This window comes from Mycobacteriales bacterium, assembly GCA_040902655.1.
Taxonomy (GTDB): Bacteria; Actinomycetota; Actinomycetes; order Mycobacteriales; family SCTD01; genus SCTD01.
Window position 1 is genome coordinate 34,219 of the sequence record JBBDWV010000026.1, and the last position, 16,449, is coordinate 50,667.

21 protein-coding genes, 1 other RNA gene and 2 pseudogenes are annotated in these 16,449 nt (G+C 70.4%); 11 read left to right on the forward strand and 13 right to left on the reverse strand.

All coding sequences use genetic code 11. The features are described from left to right. Positions 1 to 43: 43 nt before the first annotated feature. From WD794_08055 to WD794_08070, 4 genes are all read left to right on the forward strand, one after another. On the forward strand, positions 44 to 1,207 hold the full coding sequence (locus WD794_08055; GenBank protein ID MEX2290263.1) for a bifunctional RNase H/acid phosphatase: 1,164 nt from the start codon (positions 44 to 46) through the stop codon (positions 1,205 to 1,207). Between the two features lie 155 nt (positions 1,208 to 1,362). Then, positions 1,363 to 1,746: RNase P RNA component class A (gene rnpB / locus WD794_08060), an RNA gene on the forward strand. A 240-nt stretch (positions 1,747 to 1,986) separates the two neighbouring features. After that, positions 1,987 to 2,688 carry a DUF433 domain-containing protein gene (locus WD794_08065; protein ID MEX2290264.1) on the forward strand — a complete coding sequence of 234 codons (702 nt, stop codon included), beginning with the start codon at positions 1,987 to 1,989 and terminating at the stop codon, positions 2,686 to 2,688. Between the two features lie 84 nt (positions 2,689 to 2,772). Further along, positions 2,773 to 3,123 (forward strand): hypothetical protein, encoded by a 351-nt coding sequence (locus tag WD794_08070; GenBank protein ID MEX2290265.1) that lies wholly within the window; start codon positions 2,773 to 2,775, stop codon positions 3,121 to 3,123. A 302-nt stretch (positions 3,124 to 3,425) separates the two neighbouring features. On the opposite strand, the pseudogene WD794_08075 reads toward WD794_08070, so the two are convergent. From WD794_08075 to WD794_08085, 3 genes and pseudogenes are all read right to left on the reverse strand, one after another. Then, positions 3,426 to 3,614, reverse strand: a pseudogene (locus WD794_08075) (sigma factor-like helix-turn-helix DNA-binding protein). A gap of 246 nt (positions 3,615 to 3,860) precedes the next feature. Then, positions 3,861 to 4,664 (reverse strand): hypothetical protein, encoded by an 804-nt coding sequence (locus WD794_08080; GenBank protein MEX2290266.1) that lies wholly within the window; start codon positions 4,662 to 4,664, stop codon positions 3,861 to 3,863. Continuing rightward, positions 4,661 to 4,975, reverse strand: coding sequence for a helicase-associated domain-containing protein (locus WD794_08085; protein MEX2290267.1), 315 nt, complete (start codon positions 4,973 to 4,975; stop codon positions 4,661 to 4,663). Before WD794_08085 ends, WD794_08080 begins: the two co-directional genes overlap by 4 nt. 16 nt (positions 4,976 to 4,991) lie before the next feature. Here WD794_08085 and WD794_08090 point away from each other — a divergent pair, with 16 nt between their 5' ends. The 3 genes from WD794_08090 to WD794_08100 all read left to right on the forward strand — a co-directional run bounded on the left by WD794_08090 (position 4,992) and on the right by WD794_08100 (position 6,205). After that, the gene (locus tag WD794_08090; GenBank protein MEX2290268.1) at positions 4,992 to 5,267 is read left to right on the forward strand and encodes a type II toxin-antitoxin system prevent-host-death family antitoxin; all 276 of its coding nucleotides are present in this window, start codon (positions 4,992 to 4,994) and stop codon (positions 5,265 to 5,267) included. After that, positions 5,257 to 5,661 carry a type II toxin-antitoxin system VapC family toxin gene (locus WD794_08095; GenBank protein MEX2290269.1) on the forward strand — a complete coding sequence of 135 codons (405 nt, stop codon included), beginning with the start codon at positions 5,257 to 5,259 and terminating at the stop codon, positions 5,659 to 5,661. Before WD794_08090 ends, WD794_08095 begins: the two co-directional genes overlap by 11 nt. A gap of 136 nt (positions 5,662 to 5,797) precedes the next feature. After that, positions 5,798 to 6,205 (forward strand): DUF4262 domain-containing protein, encoded by a 408-nt coding sequence (locus WD794_08100; GenBank protein ID MEX2290270.1) that lies wholly within the window; start codon positions 5,798 to 5,800, stop codon positions 6,203 to 6,205. Between the two features lie 39 nt (positions 6,206 to 6,244). On the opposite strand, the gene WD794_08105 is transcribed toward WD794_08100, so the two are convergent. After that, a complete protein-coding gene (locus WD794_08105) occupies positions 6,245 to 6,643 on the reverse strand; it encodes an HNH endonuclease (protein ID MEX2290271.1) in 399 nt (132 codons plus the stop codon). Beyond that, positions 6,573 to 7,124 carry a hypothetical protein gene (locus tag WD794_08110; protein ID MEX2290272.1) on the reverse strand — a complete coding sequence of 184 codons (552 nt, stop codon included), beginning with the start codon at positions 7,122 to 7,124 and terminating at the stop codon, positions 6,573 to 6,575. Before WD794_08110 ends, WD794_08105 begins: the two co-directional genes overlap by 71 nt. 62 nt (positions 7,125 to 7,186) lie before the next feature. Between WD794_08110 and WD794_08115 the strand changes: the two genes are divergently transcribed. Then, positions 7,187 to 8,023: a nuclease-related domain-containing protein gene (locus WD794_08115; protein ID MEX2290273.1), complete on the forward strand. Its 837-nt coding sequence runs from the start codon at positions 7,187 to 7,189 to the stop codon at positions 8,021 to 8,023. Between the two features lie 74 nt (positions 8,024 to 8,097). Here the strand turns inward: WD794_08115 and WD794_08120 are convergent, their stop codons facing one another. From WD794_08120 to WD794_08130, 3 genes are all read right to left on the reverse strand, one after another. Further along, complete coding sequence (locus tag WD794_08120; GenBank protein ID MEX2290274.1) at positions 8,098 to 8,421, reverse strand: nucleoside triphosphate pyrophosphohydrolase; 324 nt, start codon at positions 8,419 to 8,421, stop codon at positions 8,098 to 8,100. After that, positions 8,418 to 9,413: an HNH endonuclease domain-containing protein gene (locus WD794_08125; protein ID MEX2290275.1), complete on the reverse strand. Its 996-nt coding sequence runs from the start codon at positions 9,411 to 9,413 to the stop codon at positions 8,418 to 8,420. The genes WD794_08120 and WD794_08125 overlap by 4 nt, the downstream gene beginning before the upstream one ends. A 557-nt stretch (positions 9,414 to 9,970) precedes the next feature. Next, complete coding sequence (locus tag WD794_08130) at positions 9,971 to 10,561, reverse strand: dual specificity protein phosphatase family protein (protein MEX2290276.1); 591 nt, start codon at positions 10,559 to 10,561, stop codon at positions 9,971 to 9,973. Between the two features lie 69 nt (positions 10,562 to 10,630). Between WD794_08130 and WD794_08135 the strand changes: the two genes are divergently transcribed. From WD794_08135 to WD794_08145, 3 genes and pseudogenes are all read left to right on the forward strand, one after another. Further along, positions 10,631 to 11,056, forward strand: coding sequence for a helix-turn-helix transcriptional regulator (locus WD794_08135; protein MEX2290277.1), 426 nt, complete (start codon positions 10,631 to 10,633; stop codon positions 11,054 to 11,056). A gap of 232 nt (positions 11,057 to 11,288) precedes the next feature. Then, positions 11,289 to 12,549, forward strand: a pseudogene (locus WD794_08140) (IS256 family transposase). Positions 12,550 to 12,841: 292 nt separating this feature from the next. Next, positions 12,842 to 13,387: a Uma2 family endonuclease gene (locus WD794_08145; GenBank protein ID MEX2290278.1), complete on the forward strand. Its 546-nt coding sequence runs from the start codon at positions 12,842 to 12,844 to the stop codon at positions 13,385 to 13,387. A 105-nt stretch (positions 13,388 to 13,492) separates the two neighbouring features. Here WD794_08145 and WD794_08150 read toward each other — a convergent pair whose 3' ends face one another. The 5 genes from WD794_08150 to WD794_08170 form a co-directional block, all read right to left on the reverse strand. After that, complete coding sequence (locus WD794_08150; GenBank protein MEX2290279.1) at positions 13,493 to 13,936, reverse strand: hypothetical protein; 444 nt, start codon at positions 13,934 to 13,936, stop codon at positions 13,493 to 13,495. A 5-nt stretch (positions 13,937 to 13,941) separates the two neighbouring features. Further along, the gene (locus tag WD794_08155) at positions 13,942 to 14,385 is read right to left on the reverse strand and encodes a hypothetical protein (protein MEX2290280.1); all 444 of its coding nucleotides are present in this window, start codon (positions 14,383 to 14,385) and stop codon (positions 13,942 to 13,944) included. 75 nt (positions 14,386 to 14,460) lie between these two features. Continuing rightward, entirely contained in the window at positions 14,461 to 14,760 is a 300-nt protein-coding gene (locus WD794_08160) for a hypothetical protein (GenBank protein MEX2290281.1), read from the reverse strand. 302 nt (positions 14,761 to 15,062) lie between these two features. After that, positions 15,063 to 15,698, reverse strand: coding sequence for a CoA transferase subunit B (locus WD794_08165; protein MEX2290282.1), 636 nt, complete (start codon positions 15,696 to 15,698; stop codon positions 15,063 to 15,065). Beyond that, positions 15,685 to 16,440 (reverse strand): CoA transferase subunit A, encoded by a 756-nt coding sequence (locus WD794_08170; protein ID MEX2290283.1) that lies wholly within the window; start codon positions 16,438 to 16,440, stop codon positions 15,685 to 15,687. Before WD794_08170 ends, WD794_08165 begins: the two co-directional genes overlap by 14 nt. Positions 16,441 to 16,449: the final 9 nt, after the last annotated feature.

Sequence of the window (16,449 nt, forward strand, 5' to 3'; positions counted from 1 at the left end):
GTGCGGACCGCCGAGTCGGGGCTGTGAGCCGGCGGTCGGGGCTGTGAGCCGGCGGCTCGTCGTCGAGGCGGACGGCGGCTCCCGGGGCAACCCCGGTCCGGCCGGCTACGGCGCCGTGGTGCGCGACGCGGTCACCGGTGAGGTGCTCGCCGAGCGGGCCGCCGGCCTCGGCACGGCCACCAACAACGTCGCGGAGTACGGCGGGCTGATCGCGGGGCTGACCGCTGCCCTCGAGCTCGACCCTGCCGAGGTCGAGGTGCGGATGGACTCCAAGCTCGTCGTGGAGCAGATGAGCGGTCGCTGGCAGGTCAAGCACCCGTCGATGAAGCCCCTTGCCCGCGAGGCGGCTTCGCTCGTGCAGCGGCTGCCGCGGGTCCGCTTCTCCTGGATCCCGCGGGCGCAGAACTCCCACGCAGACCGGCTCGCGAACGAGGCGATGGACGCCGCCGCCCGCGGCGAGGTGTGGCGGGTCGGCGGCGACAGCGGCCCGGCCGATGCCGCCGACGCGTGGCTGGCCGAGCACGAGCCGACCGCCTCCCTCGCCGCGACCGGCCCGGCGCCGAACCGGCTGCACGGCTGGATGGATCCCGCGGCGCCCCCCACCACGACGCTGCTGCTGCGGCACGGCGAGACAGCCCTGTCGGTCGACAAGCGCTTCTCCGGCATTGGTGATGCGCCGTTGACCGGGACCGGCCGGGCGCAGGCCGCGGCGGCCGCCGCGCGGCTGGCCGGCAGTGGAGCCGTCGCGGTCGTGAGCAGCCCGCTGCAGCGGGCCCGCTCGACCGCCGAGCTGGTCGCCGCGGCGCTCGGTGTCGAGGTCGCCGTGGAGCCGGGCCTGCGGGAGACCGACTTCGGCGACTGGGAGGGCCACACCTTCGCCGAGGTCCAGGCGAAGTGGCCGCGGGAGCTGGCCGCCTGGCTGGCCGACACCGCGGTCCCGCCGCCGTTCGGGGAGAGTTTCGACCAGACCGCGACGCGTGTCCGGCAGGCCCGCGACCGGGTGCTGGCGGCGTACGGCGGGCGGACGGTCGTGCTGGTCAGTCACGTCACACCGATCAAGACGCTGCTCCGCCTCGCGCTGGACGCACCGCCGGCCGCGCTCTACCGGATGCACCTGGACCTGGCGAGCGTGTCGCAGGTGCAGTGGTTCGCCGACGGGCCGGCCGTGGTGCGCTCGATGAACGACACGGGTCACCTGGCGCAGTGACCTGCCCCTGACCGCTCCCTCGTTCGCGGCTTCTCGTTCTCGGTGCTCTCGTTCTCGGTGCTCTCGTTTTCGGTGCCGCCAGCGGCGCCGTTCGGCGCGCCGGTTGCACCGAGAACCGCGGAAGGATCAGGCACTGGCCTATCCTCGAGGAGGGGCGAGTCGGCCGGACGGTCGCGGCAGGGAGACCTGTCGAGGAAAGTCCGGGCTCCACAGGGCAGGGTGATCGGTAACACCGACCCGGGGTGACCCGCGGGACAGTGCCACAGAAAACAGACCGCCAGTGTCCGCACTGGTAAGGGTGAAACGGTGGGGTAAGAGCCCACCAGCGCCCGGGGTGACCCGGGCGGCTCGGCAAACCCCACCCGGAGCAAGGTCAAGAGGGAGTCCTCCGGGACTCCTGCGCAGGCGCTCGAGGGCGGCCCGCCCGATGCCTGCGGGTAGACCGCACGAGGCCACCGGCAACGGTGGTCCCAGATGGATGACCGTCGGCGTCACTTCGGTGGCGACCACAGAACCCGGCTTACAGGTCGACTCGTCCCGCCTACTTATCCACAGGTCGCCGTACGTGCCCGACACGCCTGCTGACCTGCAGTAATCACGTTTTGTAGTTGACCGGCAACATCTCCTGTTGACCCCCTGTGGCCGGACTCTCACGGCCCAGAGACGGCCCAGGCGATCTTGAACCGGGCTCCGCTGGGGGCCTCTCGTGGACTCGCCGAGACGGGCCGGGACCGGATGCGCGGGCCGACGTCGGACAGGAGTGCGAGACTGGCGCGGCGATGACGGACGTGGCGCTGCTCGAGCGCGAGATGTACGCCGAGGCCGAGGCGGCCCGGCTGCTCAACGTTGCCCAGAGCACGCTGCACTACTGGCTCGAGGGCAAGACCGGGCGAGGCGGCAAGGTGCACCGCCCCGTGATCCGTCAGGAGCCCAAGGGCACCGGCGCCGCGGTCACCTGGGCGGAGTTCGTGGAGGCCGGCTTGCTGCGTCAGTACCGCCGCGAGCTCAAGGTTCCGCTGCCCGAGCTCCGTGCCTTCATCGGCCTGCTTCGCGAGCGGTTCGACGTTCCCTACCCACTGGCCGACCGGCGCCCGTACGCCAGCGGCAAAGCGCTGGTGCTGGAAGCGCAGGAGCAGGCCGGCTTGCCTGGCGAGCTGTGGCTTGTCACGGTGGCCGGCGGACAACTGCTGCTCACACCACCGTCGGAGTCGTTCCTGCGGCGCGTCCGCTGGGAGGGCGAGGTCGCCACCGGGTGGCGGCCGCACGAGGACCAGGACTCTGTCGTTCTCATCGACCCGGCCGTCCGGTTCGGCCGACCTGCCGTCGGGGGCATCAGCACCGAGGTGATCTGGGAGCACTCAGAGGACGGCGAGGATGACGACGAGATTGCCGAGGTCTACGGCCTGACGCCGCGCGATGTCGCCTGGGCGCTGGCATACGAGAAGCCACGACGGGCTGAGGCGAGGCAGCGCATCGCGTGAGCGCCGCCAAGCCGGCGGTCGTGCGCTTCTACCTCGACGCCGACGTCCTCGGCCTGCCATGTCGTCGCCGCGCTCCGCAACGACGTGACGTACCCAGGAGACCCAGGCGCGATCATCAAGAGGCGACAGCGCCCTCCTTGCCCCGTCACGGACCCGGCCACAAGGGACGACGTCTGGATCCCGGAGGTCGCCTCACGCGGCTGGCTCATCCTCACGCGGGACAGCCGCATTCAGCAGCACCCCGCCGAGATCGCCGCAGTGAAGTCCAACAACGCCCGGATGGTCGCCCTGTCCGGGGACGAGGCGCGAGGGACGTGGCAGCAGCTCGAAGTCCTCATGCGCCACTGGCGCGCGATCGAAGCGCTGGCGACGCGACCCGGCCCCTTCGTCTACACCGCCAAACGGGGCTCGCTCAAGTCAGTTGATCTTGGCTGAACCGACAATGTCTCCCCAGTCAAGGAGGCCGACGAAGCGTCGCCGGTTCAGGACGGGGACGCGGTCAGGCTCGGTGTTGTACCCAGCGACGCTGGCCGCTGCGCTGCGTCGTAGCTCAGACCTACCCCGGCTACGCCCCGCGATAGGCCGGCCGCAGCAGCCTCGCCAAGTGCTTGCACCCTGGCGAGTGCGATCACATCAGTCGGCGCCGCCGACGGCGCCCGAACGGCTGGCTTCTCGCGGCGCACGTCTCATGGAACGGCGCCTACCCGCGGCGGGTGGCGTGGGCGTGGCGTGCACGCTCAAGCCGTCTCCGCCGCTGCATGGGCACGCAGAAGTTCGTCGCGGGCGCGGGCTACGCGGGAACGGATCGTGCCGACGGGGACACCGCACGCCTCGGCGGCTTCGGCGTAGGTGAGCCCGAGGAGCTGGGTGAGCACGAACGCGGCGCGCCGGTCAGGATCAAGCGCGGCGCGGGGCGAGCGCCGCTCGCGCCGGTTGACGTACCGAGCACTACTCGACCAGTTGGTCAACCGGCGGACCCTCGCCGTATGACGCAGGTCAACGTGGCCGAGGCCAAGGCGAAGCTGTCCGACCTCCTGGAGCGGGCCGCGGCTGGCGAGGACATGGTCGTCGCTGCTCGGCACGACGTCGTGCTGTGGTGGCTGGCGCAGGAACCGCTGGCGGAGGCCGGTGACGTCGCTCCTGACGGACGGCTCGTGCGAGGCACACGTCAGTCAGAACAGCGACTCCTGGTCGGTCCGCCGGCCGACGCGGTCCCGAACGGACTGGTCAGCATCGTCGGCGGCCAGCCGTGCGGCGCGCTCGGGATCCCCACGCTCGATCAGCCGGTCCAGGGCAGCCACCCGGACGGCCTTCGCGGGCCAGCCGAGCGCCGTCTCGAGCAGCTGCTCGCCCTCGTCCGCAGGCAGGGTCTCCAGCTCGTCGACCATCCCCCGGACGGTCTCGCCAGCGGCGCGAGCCGGCAGCTCGTTCAGCAGCGCGAACAGGTCGGGGGCCGAGAGCAGCGAGCGCCGGACGGCCCGCGCTGCGGCCCACCGGCGCAGCGGGGGAGGGATGTACCGGAGCGCGACGAGCTGCCCGTCGGCGGCCGGCGTGTCGTCGTCGGGGCCGTCGTCCAGCCTGTCCGGACCAGGCAGCTCCACACTGATCCCGCCGGTGAACACGTCCTCGGCCCGGTAGACCAGCCACTCATCTGCGAGCAGCTCGAGAGCCAGTGCGTCGAGGTCCTCGTCCGTCAACAATCCCGTACGGACCAGGCCGTGCACCAGTTTGCCGGACAGCCGCTCCCAGCGTCGGTCGGTGAGCAGCAGCCGGGCGGTGTCCAGCGCACCTGGAGCTGTGCCGTGGTGGGTGCGCAGCAGCAGCTCGGCGTCCACGCAGCTGCTGCGGCGCGGTCCGGCCGACAGCAGCAGGCGCCGCAGCTCGTCGACCGAGCCGGCGGACAACAGGCCGACACCGTCTTCGCCCAGGTCGCCGGCCAGCTCGGCCAGGTCGCGCGGTCCGCTGTCACCGGTCACGTGTCGATCCTCCTGTGCTCGTCACCAGTCGGTGTGCGCCAGCTGCCGGGCGAGGTCGCCACCTGCCGCAGCTGCAGCCGGCTCAGCGTACGGGTGCGCACCACCTCCTCCGTCAGGGCGGAATCGGCGCATCGCAGGTAGCAGCCGGCGGCGCCGATCCGCACCCGGCCGTGCTGTCGCTCCACGTCGCGGATGAGGTAGTCGAGCGTCTGTGGCACGCCGTGCCGGGCCGTCGTCGACGACCGGTCCAGCAGGTCGGTTCGGCGCAGCAGCGGTGAGGCGGCCACGAGGTTGGACCGTCGCCTCGCCATGTGCTACCACTAGCACATGACGACGGTCGGTGTCCGAGAGCTCCGGCAGCGGGCCAGCGAGTTGCTGCGCCAGGTCGCGCAGGGCGAGACGATCGAGATCACCGACCGCGGACGCCCGGTGGCGCTGCTCGGCCCGTTGGCGGCCGGGGACGAGCTGACGCGGCTGCGCGCGGCGGGCCAGGTCAGCGCGGCCGAGGGGGACCTGACCGACCTGCCTGAGCCCCTCGAGTTGGAGCCCGGCCAGGAGACGCCCTCACAGGTGCTGGCCGGGCTGCGCCGAGATGACCGCTGAACGCGCGGTCTACCTGGACCCCTCTGCGCTCGTGAAGCTGGCGGTGGCCGAGCCGGAGTCCGCCGCGCTGCGGGCGTATTTGCGTCGGCGCCGGCCGCTGGTGTCCAGCGCGCTGTCGCGAACGGAGGTCGGCCGGGCGCTGCTGCCGCTCGGCCCGCGCGCCGTGCAGCGCGGTGCGCAGGTGCTGCGTCGCCTCGAGCTCGTCCGGATGAGCGACCGGACCCTCGAGCTGGCTGGCACGCTGCTGCCGCCGGAGCTGCGGTCGCTGGACGCCGTTCACCTCGCGACGGCACACCAGCTCGGCGCGTCCCTCAGTCGCCTGGTCACCTACGACGAGCGCATGGCCGGGGCAGCCGGCGCCCTGGGCTGGACCGTGCACGCTCCGGGCCGCTGACCCGACACGTTCCGCGTACGCGGGCAGGCACCCACGTCCACTGACTGCAGCGTGCGGCGGACGCGGTGGATAGCGCTTGTCGGGAACCCGCCCTGTGGACGAACGCTGAAACTGTCGGACCCGTTTAGCAGCGTGCGTGGCCCGTGACGAGGAGGCCCCGATGTGCCAATTGTGCGACCTGCCCGACCTGACCCCCGAGGAGTACGACGACCGCATCCGCGCGCTGGTCGACCAGCATCGGTTCGCCGTCCAATCCGTGGGCGGTTCGCGCTGCCGCGCGGAGTTCAGCTACACCGTCGGCCTGACGGCGCACGGGCTGCCCGAGCTGGTCGTGATCGGCGTGCGCGTGGCCGACGCCGCCCGGTTGCTCCAGCACTGGGGCGACTACCTGCTCGACAAAAGCCTGGTGCTTCCCGGCGAGACCCTCGAGTGCGGGCCGTGGTTGATGGAGGCGGTTGAGGTCGAGCGGCGCTGTGCCCGACGCGTGGTCGTGCTGCTCCTTGTGAGACGGGTGGTATACGAGTCGCGCGCCGTCCGCCGCTGAGCGCGGCGGAGCTATTTCGCTGATGCGACGCCATCCGCGTCAGGCGGTGAACGCCTCCCACCGCGCTGCCAGCGCATCGCGATCCGGCCGGTCCTGCCGCCGGGCCGGCAGGTGCAGGTGCCGCCCGTGCATCTCCTGCAAGCCGTACCGCAGCATCGGGCCATCTACCTCGGACAGCACGTCGTCACGCAACTGCACCGTGTAGTCCGGCTTGACGCCGAGGATCTTCCGGTCGTACGCCGCGTGGTGGATCTTGCACAGTGACAGGCCATTCGAGACCACCGGCTGGCCGGACTCCGCATCGCCGAGGATGTGCGCCGCGTCGAGCAGATCCGCATGCCGCAGCCGGCATACCGCACACGCAGTGTCATACGCCCGGATGACGCGGGCACGGAAGACCGGCTGGTGCAGGCGTAGGTTCACAAGGCCGCTCGGCATACCGCCGCTGGTCCTCGGTGACGGCGTCCGGGGTGAGGAAGCGCAGGGACTCGTCGACCGCGAGTTTCACGAAGCGACCAACTGGGTCGTCGTCCACGACGTAGACCGGGCAGCGCGGAACGAAGACGCCCGTGGCGATCCCCTGTAGCAGGATGACGGGCAGTTGGAGCCGCGCTGCCTCACGCAGCTTCCTGTTGTCGCCTGCGTCGGGTGCCTGGTCCCGGTAGGCGTAGCGCAGCAGCCCGTCAGCCGGGTCCAGGTCGTCGTCGTAGCGACCCTGCGGCTGGCTGAGGATCGACAGGGTGGCGGCCAATTCGCGCGGGTTTCGGATGCCGCGGCTCTGGTCGATCAGCTTGAGCGGCTGACCGCCATAGCGGAATCCCTCCAGCTCGGCACGCGTGATTACGCCACCCGACGCCTCGCTGCGCTCCACGACGTACGACATCGCGGTTCGGCGGACATCGAGCTCGTCGAGCGGCACGCTGCTGTGTAGCAGCTCGCGCCGGCTCAAGTCAGGGGTGCGGCGGTGCCGAGGGGGAGCGGATGGACGAAGGCCTGACGGTCAAGCCGTGGAAGCGCTACGGGAAGAACCGCGACTACGTCGTGGACGGGGGCGGCCGGAGCCTGGGCTTCCGCGACAACGCCAACGACTCCGTGCACGTGGTGGTCGAGGAAGACCGGCCTGCGGTCCTACGTGCCCTCGGCATTGCGTTGCCGGGGCAGCGGCCAGCGCAGGAAGACTACGCCGTCACGATCGATCGATTCGCCGTCGACCTCGGTGACAATGCGGCCGGGGCCGGGGCCAAGGCCCTTGCGCAGGAACACCGCGAGCAGGCACCGGTACGAACCCTGCTAGCACGCGTGCTCGGCGTGCACACCGACGAGCGGGCTTGGCGGGTCGGTGCCAAGGGAGAGGAGACGGTCGGCCGCGAGCTCGAGCGGCTCGGGGAGGCCTGGACGGTCGTGCACGACGTGCCCGTAGGAGAGCGTGGCGCCAACATCGATCACGTGGTCGTCGGTCCGGCCGGCGTCTTCACCGTCAACAGCAAGTGGCACGCCGGCAAGGGCATTTGGGTCGGCGGCGACGTGGTCATGGTCGACGGCCACCGGCAGCCCTACGTCCGCAACGCGCGGCACGAGGCGCGGCGGGCGAGCCGGTTGCTGTCCGCGGCCTACGGTGCGCCGGTGCCCGTGCTGGGGATCGTCGCCATCCTCGCGCAGGGGTGGACCGTCCGGGAGCAGCCCCGCGACGGCGAGGTCCTCGTGACGACGCCGCGGACGGCGCGGAAGCACCTGCAGAAGCTACCGGCGCGATACGCGGTGCACGAGGTGGACCGGCTGGCCCTGTGGGCGCGGCGCAGCACGACCTGGCAGCCCTGAGCTCGGACGCAGAAGGCGGCAGCGGAAGCCGAATCATGCGGCGGCGGTGGACAAGCTCGCCACCTTCTGATCGGTCAGGCGGGCTCGGTTCGCACGAGGAATAGCCCCTCGTCGAAGCCGCCGTGACGCTCGCGCTTCTCGTCGGCCAGGTGCGCGATCTCCGCCATCGGCAGGCCCAGGTCGCGCGCGAGCGCGCGCACCACCTCGAGCACGTCCGCCAGCTCCTTCGGCAGCTCCTGCTCTGACGCCGCAGCTGCCTCCGACGCCTCCTCCACAAGCTTTGCCAGCAGGGCCGGCCGCAGCTGCTCGCGGGTGAGCACCTCGACGATCGGTGTCTTGCCGTCCGCGGTGATCACGTGCGGGATCTTGTCCCTGACCAACTTGCGGAACTCCGTCACGTCGCCTCCAGCATCGGCAGCACGTCGAGCAGCCGCGCGCGGTCGAGCACGGTGTAGACGCCGGGCTCCTGCCACAGGGCACTGCCTTCGGGCAGATGCGCGTACAGACCGCGGGCGACCTGCCTCGACCGGCTCAGCTGCAGCGGCCACGCTGCGGCGTGTGCCACCTGGGTCAGAACCTTCTCCGGCCGACCGGCCCAGCGGGCCAGCAGCTCCAAATCGGCGTAGTGGTCACGCTTGCCGTTGTTGCAGCGTCGGTCGGCCAGTACCAGGTTGCCGAGCGCGTCGTTCGGTAGCCGCGACCACGGCACGAAGTGGTCGACCTTCACCTCGCCGGCGGGAAGCTGACGGCGGCAGTAGAAGCACAAGCCCGCCTGTGCTTGCCGCAGCCCAGGTTCCACAGCACGGAGCGCGATCCGGTCGGTGCCGAACAGGAAATTGCGCAGGTGCTCCGCCGGCAGCTGCTCATTGCTGAAGGTCGCCACCGCACGTGTCCAGTGCAGCTCCACCAGCGGGCGCAGCAGGCCGCCGAGGCTGACCAGCCAGTCGCCGACGTTCGGCTTCAGCACCACGTCCAGCGGCCGCGTACGCAGCTGCCGCGTAGTGACGCTCTCGTGGAAGGGCGCGTCGTCGTACAGGAAGCGCGGGTAGTCGGCGGCGCCGCTGGCGGAGTACCCGGACGGCCGCTGGAGCTTCCCGAGCGGCATCTGCACGAGGTTGAGCTCGATGACCGAGATCGTCTGGGCATAGGCCGCGGGGAGCGCTCGCTCTGCTGCCGCTGGGCTGTGCGCGCCGGCTGCTGCGGCCATCTCGCGCAGCGCACGCACTGCATCGACGGTGACCGCCTTCGGCCGGCTGGACTGCTTGAGCAGCGGTGCTCCGTCACGACGGGCGTACGGGCGGACCTGCGGCCAGTAGAACTCCAGCACCCGCACGGCCAGGTCGCGGCCGGGAACACTGGCGGGAGCCTGACCTTGATCGTCGGCGGTCATCGCGCAGCAGTCGATCAGGGCGAGGAGAACGCGAGCTTGTACGTCGCCGTGCGCCGGCCCTCGTCGAGGATCGCCAGGAGGAGCTGGGCCCAGGCCGCGGCGTTTCCCGCACTCGAGTCGCCGTCCAAGCCGCTCCCTTCATGCCGTCCTCAGTCCGACGTCGGGCTGCAACTGCCGCGGGGATGTTGGGATCATCCCACGCGCGGCACCTCGGCGAACCGCCCGTATTGGTCCTACAGGTGCACGACGATGCGGGTCACGGTCTTGCGCGGCTCCGCGTCGCGACGAGGCCGCACATTCAGGCGCAGCGGTCAGCACGCGACGAGGTCGGCGCTTGCCTGGCGCGGCTACCGGATGTGGTGGGTGAGCCGATTGACATCTTCCGCAGTCGCCACCGCGGATGAGATGCCGGTTGAGGCGCCTTCAACGTTATCCGTATTGCCCATTCCGGCAGCTCGGGAGATGTCGGTCGACCAGCGGGAGCAGGCGTAGGTAGAACACGCACGCGACCGCAGCCGCTCCACGCCGCTATCCCGGTAAGCGGCCGAGCAGCGCCCTCAGAAACCCCTGGCGCGCTGGTCGCGGATGATGCGGACGACGTTGAGCGGGTTCGCCTTGCGCCAGGCCCCGAGAGCGGCGTGCTGCTCGGCGGCGGTCGCCGGCTCGACGCCGGTGCGCTGCTGGTGCCAGCTGAGGGCGTCGGCGGCGTACCAGACGTTGGCGCACGGCCGGGCGGCGCGGATGGCGGCGATCGCCTCGACCGGGTCCCAGCCCTGGGCGAGCAGGATTGCGAAACCGAGCGACGGGCCGCGGTTGATGCCCATGTGGCAGTGGGCGAGCACGACGGCCTCGGGTCCGGCCGACTCGATCCAGCTGACCGCCTGCTCGAACCAGTCGTACGGGACGGTCTGGCCGGCGTCGTCCATGCCGTGGTGCAGGTAGCCGATGTCCGGCGCCGACTGGGCGAAGACGTCCAGGTCCGACCACTCCAGGCGGACGTCCACAATGTGGGTGATGCCGAGCGAGCAGATCTCCGCGAACTGCATCGCGGCGAGCTCGTCGTCGTAGGCGCTGATGTCGCCGCCGATGGCGAGCGCGGCGGTGACGAAGTGGAGGTTGGCGAACTCGGCTGCCGGAAGGGTGTGCAAGGGGTGCTCCGATCTGTATGCTCACAGCAGAGTCGCACACACTGCAGATTTATGTAAAAGGAAGATTCCATGGGTCGAGAGCTGGGGCGGTTCCTGGAGCACCGGCGGCGGGAGCTCGGGCTGTCGCGGCGTGACCTGGCGGAGCAGTCGGGGCTGTCCTACCCGTACGTCTCGCAGCTCGAGACCGGGGACCGCGAGCCGGCGCTGAAGGCGATGCGGGCGCTGGCGCCGGTGCTGGAGGTGCGACCCGAGGAGCTGGCGGCGCTGGTTGCCGGCGGGGACTGGGCGACGACGGGCACGAGCTCGTACGCCTCGGCGCCGGAGCTGATGAGCGTCGGCTCCATGTCGGACTCGCCGTCGTACAACAGGGACAAGGTGCTGCTGTCGCTGGAGCGGCGGTTGCGGGACGTGCCGCCGCTGGAGCGGATCGCGCTGCTGAACCAGATGATTGCGGCGGCGGTGGAGGAGCTGGCGGGGGAGCGAGAAGGGTCGTAGGGACGGCAGCCTCCGCGAGCGTCTCGAGCTGGCTGAAAGGAGCAGCCGCCTCCGGGCGGCTGTGGACACCAGGCCGTGCTCCACACCTCAGGCAGGGCTGAGTCCCTTGGAGTGGTGTAACTCCGGCTCTTGATCTTGACCTCGTTCGTGTCGGTCACGGACGTTGAGGGGCCACCGCGTGAGGCTGTGTGAGTAACCGACCAAAGTTGCTCACAGACAAGGACTTCACGCGATGGCCCTAGACGATTCTGCCCTGCTCGAGATGATCGAGATGCTCCGCACCGCCGACGGCGGCGAACTCATGCGCCGGCTGCTCGGCGGGATGCTCCAAGCCGTTGTTGACGCCGAGGCGACCGCGCACATCGGTGCCGGCGTGCATGAGCGCAGCGACGCTCGCACGACCCAACGCAACGGCACCCGCGACAAGCTCGTCACGACCGCCGCGGGCGACCTGACGGTCAAGATCCCGAAGGTCCGGACCGGGTCGTTCTTCCCGGCGCTGCTGGCTCCTCGCCGGCGCATCGACGTCGCGCTGCACGCGGTGGTGATGCAGGCCTACGTCGAGGGCGTCAGCACCCGCCGCGTCGATGACCTGGTGATCGCGATGGGCGGCACCGGGATCAGCAAGAGCGAGGTGAGCCGGATCTGCGCGCAACTCGACAGCGAGGTCGCGATCTGGCGCACCCGCCCGTTGGACCACATCGCGTTCCCCTACGTGTTCCTGGACGCCACCTACTGCAAGGTCCGCCTGAGCGGCCGGGTCGTGTCCCAGGCCGTCGTGATCGCAACCGGCGTAAGTGCCGACGGCCGAAGGGAAGTGCTGGGTTGCGCGACCGGCGACAGCGAGACCGAAGCGTTCTGGACGGAGTTCCTGCGCGACCTGCGTGACCGCGGCCTGACCGGCGTCCAGCTCGTGATCAGCGACGCCCACAGCGGCCTGGTCAAGGCCATCGGGACGGCCCTGCAGGGCGTGAGCTGGCAGCGCTGCCGTGTGCACTTCATGCGCAACGTGCTGGCCAAGGTCAGCAAGGGCCACGACGAGATGGTCGCCGCGACGATCCGCACGATCTTCGCCCAGCCCGGCCAGGCCGAGGTCCGCGCGCACGTGGACCGCGTCGCCGACATGCTCACCAGCCAGTTCCCCGCCGTCGCCCAGATGCTCCTGGACGCCAAAGCCGACCTGACCGCCTTCGCGGACTTCCCGCACGCCCACTGGCGCAAGATCTGGAGCACCAACCCCATATCGAGCGCCTCAACCGAGAGGTCAAGCGCCGCACCGACGTCGTCGGGATCTTCCCCAACCCCGACGCACGGCTCTCCGCCTGTCCAGCTGCGTGCTCATCGAGGCCCACGACGAGTGGCAAGACAACGACCGCCGCTACCTGTCCGAGGAGTCCATGGCCCTGCTCAACCCACCCGCACCCACCATCCTGGAGCCCAAGACGACCACCCCGGACACGACCCCCCGCAAGGAGATCGCCGCTACGGCATAGTTGCTCTCACTCGCACAGCACCAACGCGACGAGCTACACCACTCCCAGGGACGCGACCTCAGGCAGGCTGGCCGCAGCGGCCGCTCGGCTCTGTCGCACCGCGTGCGGATGCCTCCTACCCTTGCCGTCGTCGCCGCAGCCATCGATGCAGAACGAGATCCCGCTCGCCGCGCCGAGCTCGACGAGCTCGCCGTCCGCCTCCTCCTGCTCGGCATCCTGGACCGGCAGGTCGCCCTGCTGCGAGCGCGCTTGTGCCGGCTGACGCTGGACGAGCGCAGTCTCGGAGGTGACGATGACCGTCGTGACGCTGCTGCAGCATGACGGGGACTGGACCGTGGAGGACCTGCGCGGGCTCCCGGACGACGGCTTGCAGTACGAGCTGGCCGACGGGGTGCTCCTCGTGAGCCCCTCGCCGCGGCCGGCGCACCAGCGCGCGCTGGGACAGCTGTTCCTCCAGCTCAGTGCGGCGTGTCCACCCGAGCTCGAGGTTTTCGTCGCGCCCCTGGACTTCCAGCCGATGCCTCGACGCAGCCTTCAGCCGGACCTGCTGGTCGTGCGTAAGGAAGATGTGGGGCCGCTCGTGATCGAGCGACCACTGCAGCTGGCAGTAGAGATCCTGTCGCCCCCGACCCGCGCGAAGGACCTGCTGGTCAAACGCGTCCTCTACGAGGACAGCGAAGTCGCGTCGATGTGGGTGGTGGATCTGGACGTGCCGTCCATCACTGGGTGGGTCCTGCGCGACGGGAGGTGGAGCGAGGAACGCCATGCGCGCGGTGAGGAGGTCTTCTACGCCGACCTGCCGTTCCCGGTTGCGGTGCGACCCGTGGACCTGTTGTAGCGCTGACTCCGCGAGACCGGACGGTTCACCTCGAACTCGAGACACCTCGGCCGGCACCGAGTTCGCGCGAGCCGATCGTGCTCGCCCGTTTCGCCCCTCGTGCGTTCAGATCGGCCGGACCCGCACCCGTGCAGCGTTCTCCACCTGCCCGACAAGCCGGGTGAGGTCTGCGACGTCAGAGGTGTAGACGCTGACCCGGCGTGTACACGCTTGGCTCTCAGCTGCTTCAGCAACGGTCGCAGCCACGGCTGTCGCCGTCGCAGCGGCAGCGAGGGCGACGCAGCGGTCCGCTCTGGTCCCGTCGAGCGCAACGTCCTGGACGTTGAAGCGGCCGAGCGTGGCCGTCGGAGCTGCCTGGCGAGCGACCAGCGCCTCGACCCGCACCGCGGTCGGTGTCACGACTCGCACGCTGGCGCCGCGCCGGCTCTCGTACTTCACCGCCGCGACCTTCTCGAGCATCACGCGGTGCTTGGCGTGGTGTCGATCCGCCAGCGCCTGCAGTGCCTCGTTGTCCAGCACCAGAGTCGCGGGCCAGCCCCCGCCTGCCACCGCGGCTACGCCTGAACGCGCCGGCGCCGCGGCCCTGTCGCCTTCGGGTCGACGCGGTGCGTCTGCATGCTCAAGGCCCACACCAGCACGTCATCAGCGGTGGCATCAGGCTTGACCGTGATGATGTCGTCCGCGGCCGCGCGAATCAGATCCGGTGAATCGGCCAGCGCGTCATGCCGCAGCTCGGCGACGGCCACGGACACGCCGCCGAGGTCCGGCGTCAGCTGAGGGTGCTCGGAGAGGTGAGCGTCCAGCGCGGCGCCGAGCGCGAACGCCTCCAGGTCGTCGCGGAGGGCACGGTTGGCCCCCTCGTTGGCGTTCGGAGCCCATCCCATCGCCACGGCGGCCTGCACCGCCGCGTCAAGGGATCGAGGTCGCCGCACGGATGTCACCTTGGATCCCTCCTCCTCGGCGCGCAGCGCCTGAAGAAGATCATCGAGCTGTTTCACGGGGACCTCCTGGGCCGTAGTACTCAATGTACTACGACATGTCGGCCTGCGGTCGCCGGGCGAACCGGCCGTCGATCAGCTGGCAGCGCGACAGCGGCACGGTGTTGTAGCGGTGAGCTGGCCGAGCAGGACGGCCCGCTCGGCGAGGGTCCTCCCTGAGACGCCGAGGGAGCGGGCGACGCGTTGCAGCCGCTCGGCGACCGCGAGCATCACCTCCGACTCGCGGCAGTGCACGCAGACAGCCGCGGGTGCGGACGTGCCCAGGGCATCGGCCTCGCGGCGCAGGATCTCGGCCTGGCTGCGTAGCAGTGCGCGTCGCACGCTGCCGCCGGCCGAGTGCGGGAGGGCGAGCGACAGCGACAGCGGGGGAGGCACCCGCGTCGTAGGACCAGGACACAGCCACCTGCAGACCTGGCTCCTGCCGGCGCCGGGCAGTCGGACGTGAGCGACGATCATCCCAACCGACATCCGGGCGCTGGTTCGGCAGCTGACCGAACAGCTCGCGCCGTCCACCGCTGCGCATGTGTACGGGCTACTTTCGACGACCCTGGGCCGCGGTCGAGGACGGCTACTAGCGAGGAATGATCGCTACCATCGAGACTGGCGTCCACAGCTTGTAGCAGCACCGCGAGTGTCGAGAGCTGCGAGCTGATCCCCGATCGGGATCACAAGGCGACTCAGCCGAGTCGAACGACCAGCTCCGGTTCGGTAGCGGAGCGGACGTCGTCGACGCTGACGCCCGTGGCCGTCTCGCGCAGCACGAGCCCGCCCCGCTCGACGTCGATCACGGCGAGGTCGGTGATGATCCGTTGCACGCAGTGCAGTCCGGTCAGCGGCAGCGAGCACTCGCGCACGATCTTGCGGGCGCCGTCCTTGGCTGTGTGCTCCATCATCACCAGCACCCGCTTGGCGCCGTGCACCAGATCCATCGCCCCGCCCATCCCCTTGACCATCTTCCCAGGGACCATCCAGTTCGCCAGGTCGCCGGCCTGCGAGACCTGCATCGCGCCCAGGACGGCGACGTCGACGTGTCCGCCGCGGATCATCGAGAAAGAGCTCGCGCTGTCAAAGTACGACGCCCCGGGCAGGACCGTGACGGTCTCCTTCCCGGCGTTGATCAGGTCCGGGTCGACCCGCTTTTCGGCTGGGTAGGGCCCGACGCCCAACACGCCGTTCTCGGACTGCAGAACCACGTGCACCCCGACCGGGACGTAGTTCGGGACCAGCGTCGGCAACCCGATCCCGAGGTTGACGTAGGCCCCGTCCGGCAGTTCCTGGGCGACCCGCGCCGCCAGCTCCTCACGCGTCAGCACGCGCCACCGTCCTCTTCTCGATCCGCTTCTCGACACCGGGCACGTGCACGACCCGCTGGACGAAAATCCCCGGCGTGTGCACCAGCGCCGGATCCAGCTCGTCCGGGTCGACCAGCTCCTCCACCTCGGCGATCGTCACCCGACCGGCCGCGGCGCAAAGCGGGTTGAAGTTCTGCGCCGACTTCTCATAGACCAGGTTGCCGTGCCGGTCACCGTACCGGGCGTGCACCAGGGCGAAGTCGGTCCGGATCGCCCGCTCCAGCACGAACTCCAGCCCGTCGAACTCGCGCACCTCCTTGGGCTCGGAGGCCTGCGCGATTCCACCCGAGCCGTCGTAGCGCAGCGGCAGACCGCCGTCGGCGACCTGCGTGCCGACCCCGGCCGGGGTGAAGAACGCCGGAATGCCGGCGCCGCCAGCGCGCAATCGCTCCGCCAGCGTCCCCTGCGGCACCAGCTCGACCTCCAGCTCGCCGGCCAGGAACTGCCGCTCGAACTCCTTGTTCTCCCCAACGTAGGACCCGGTCGTGCGCCGGATCCGGCCGGCCGACAGCAGCATCCCTAGACCCCACTGGTCGACTCCACAGTTGTTACTCACCGTCTCCAGCTGATCGGCACCGGACTCCAGCAACGCCTCGATCAACACTGACGGGATCCCGCACAACCCGAAGCCGCCCACGGCCAAGGACGACCCGCTCCCGACGTCCGCCACAGCCTCAGCTGCATTCGGCACGACCTTGTCCACTACCTGCTC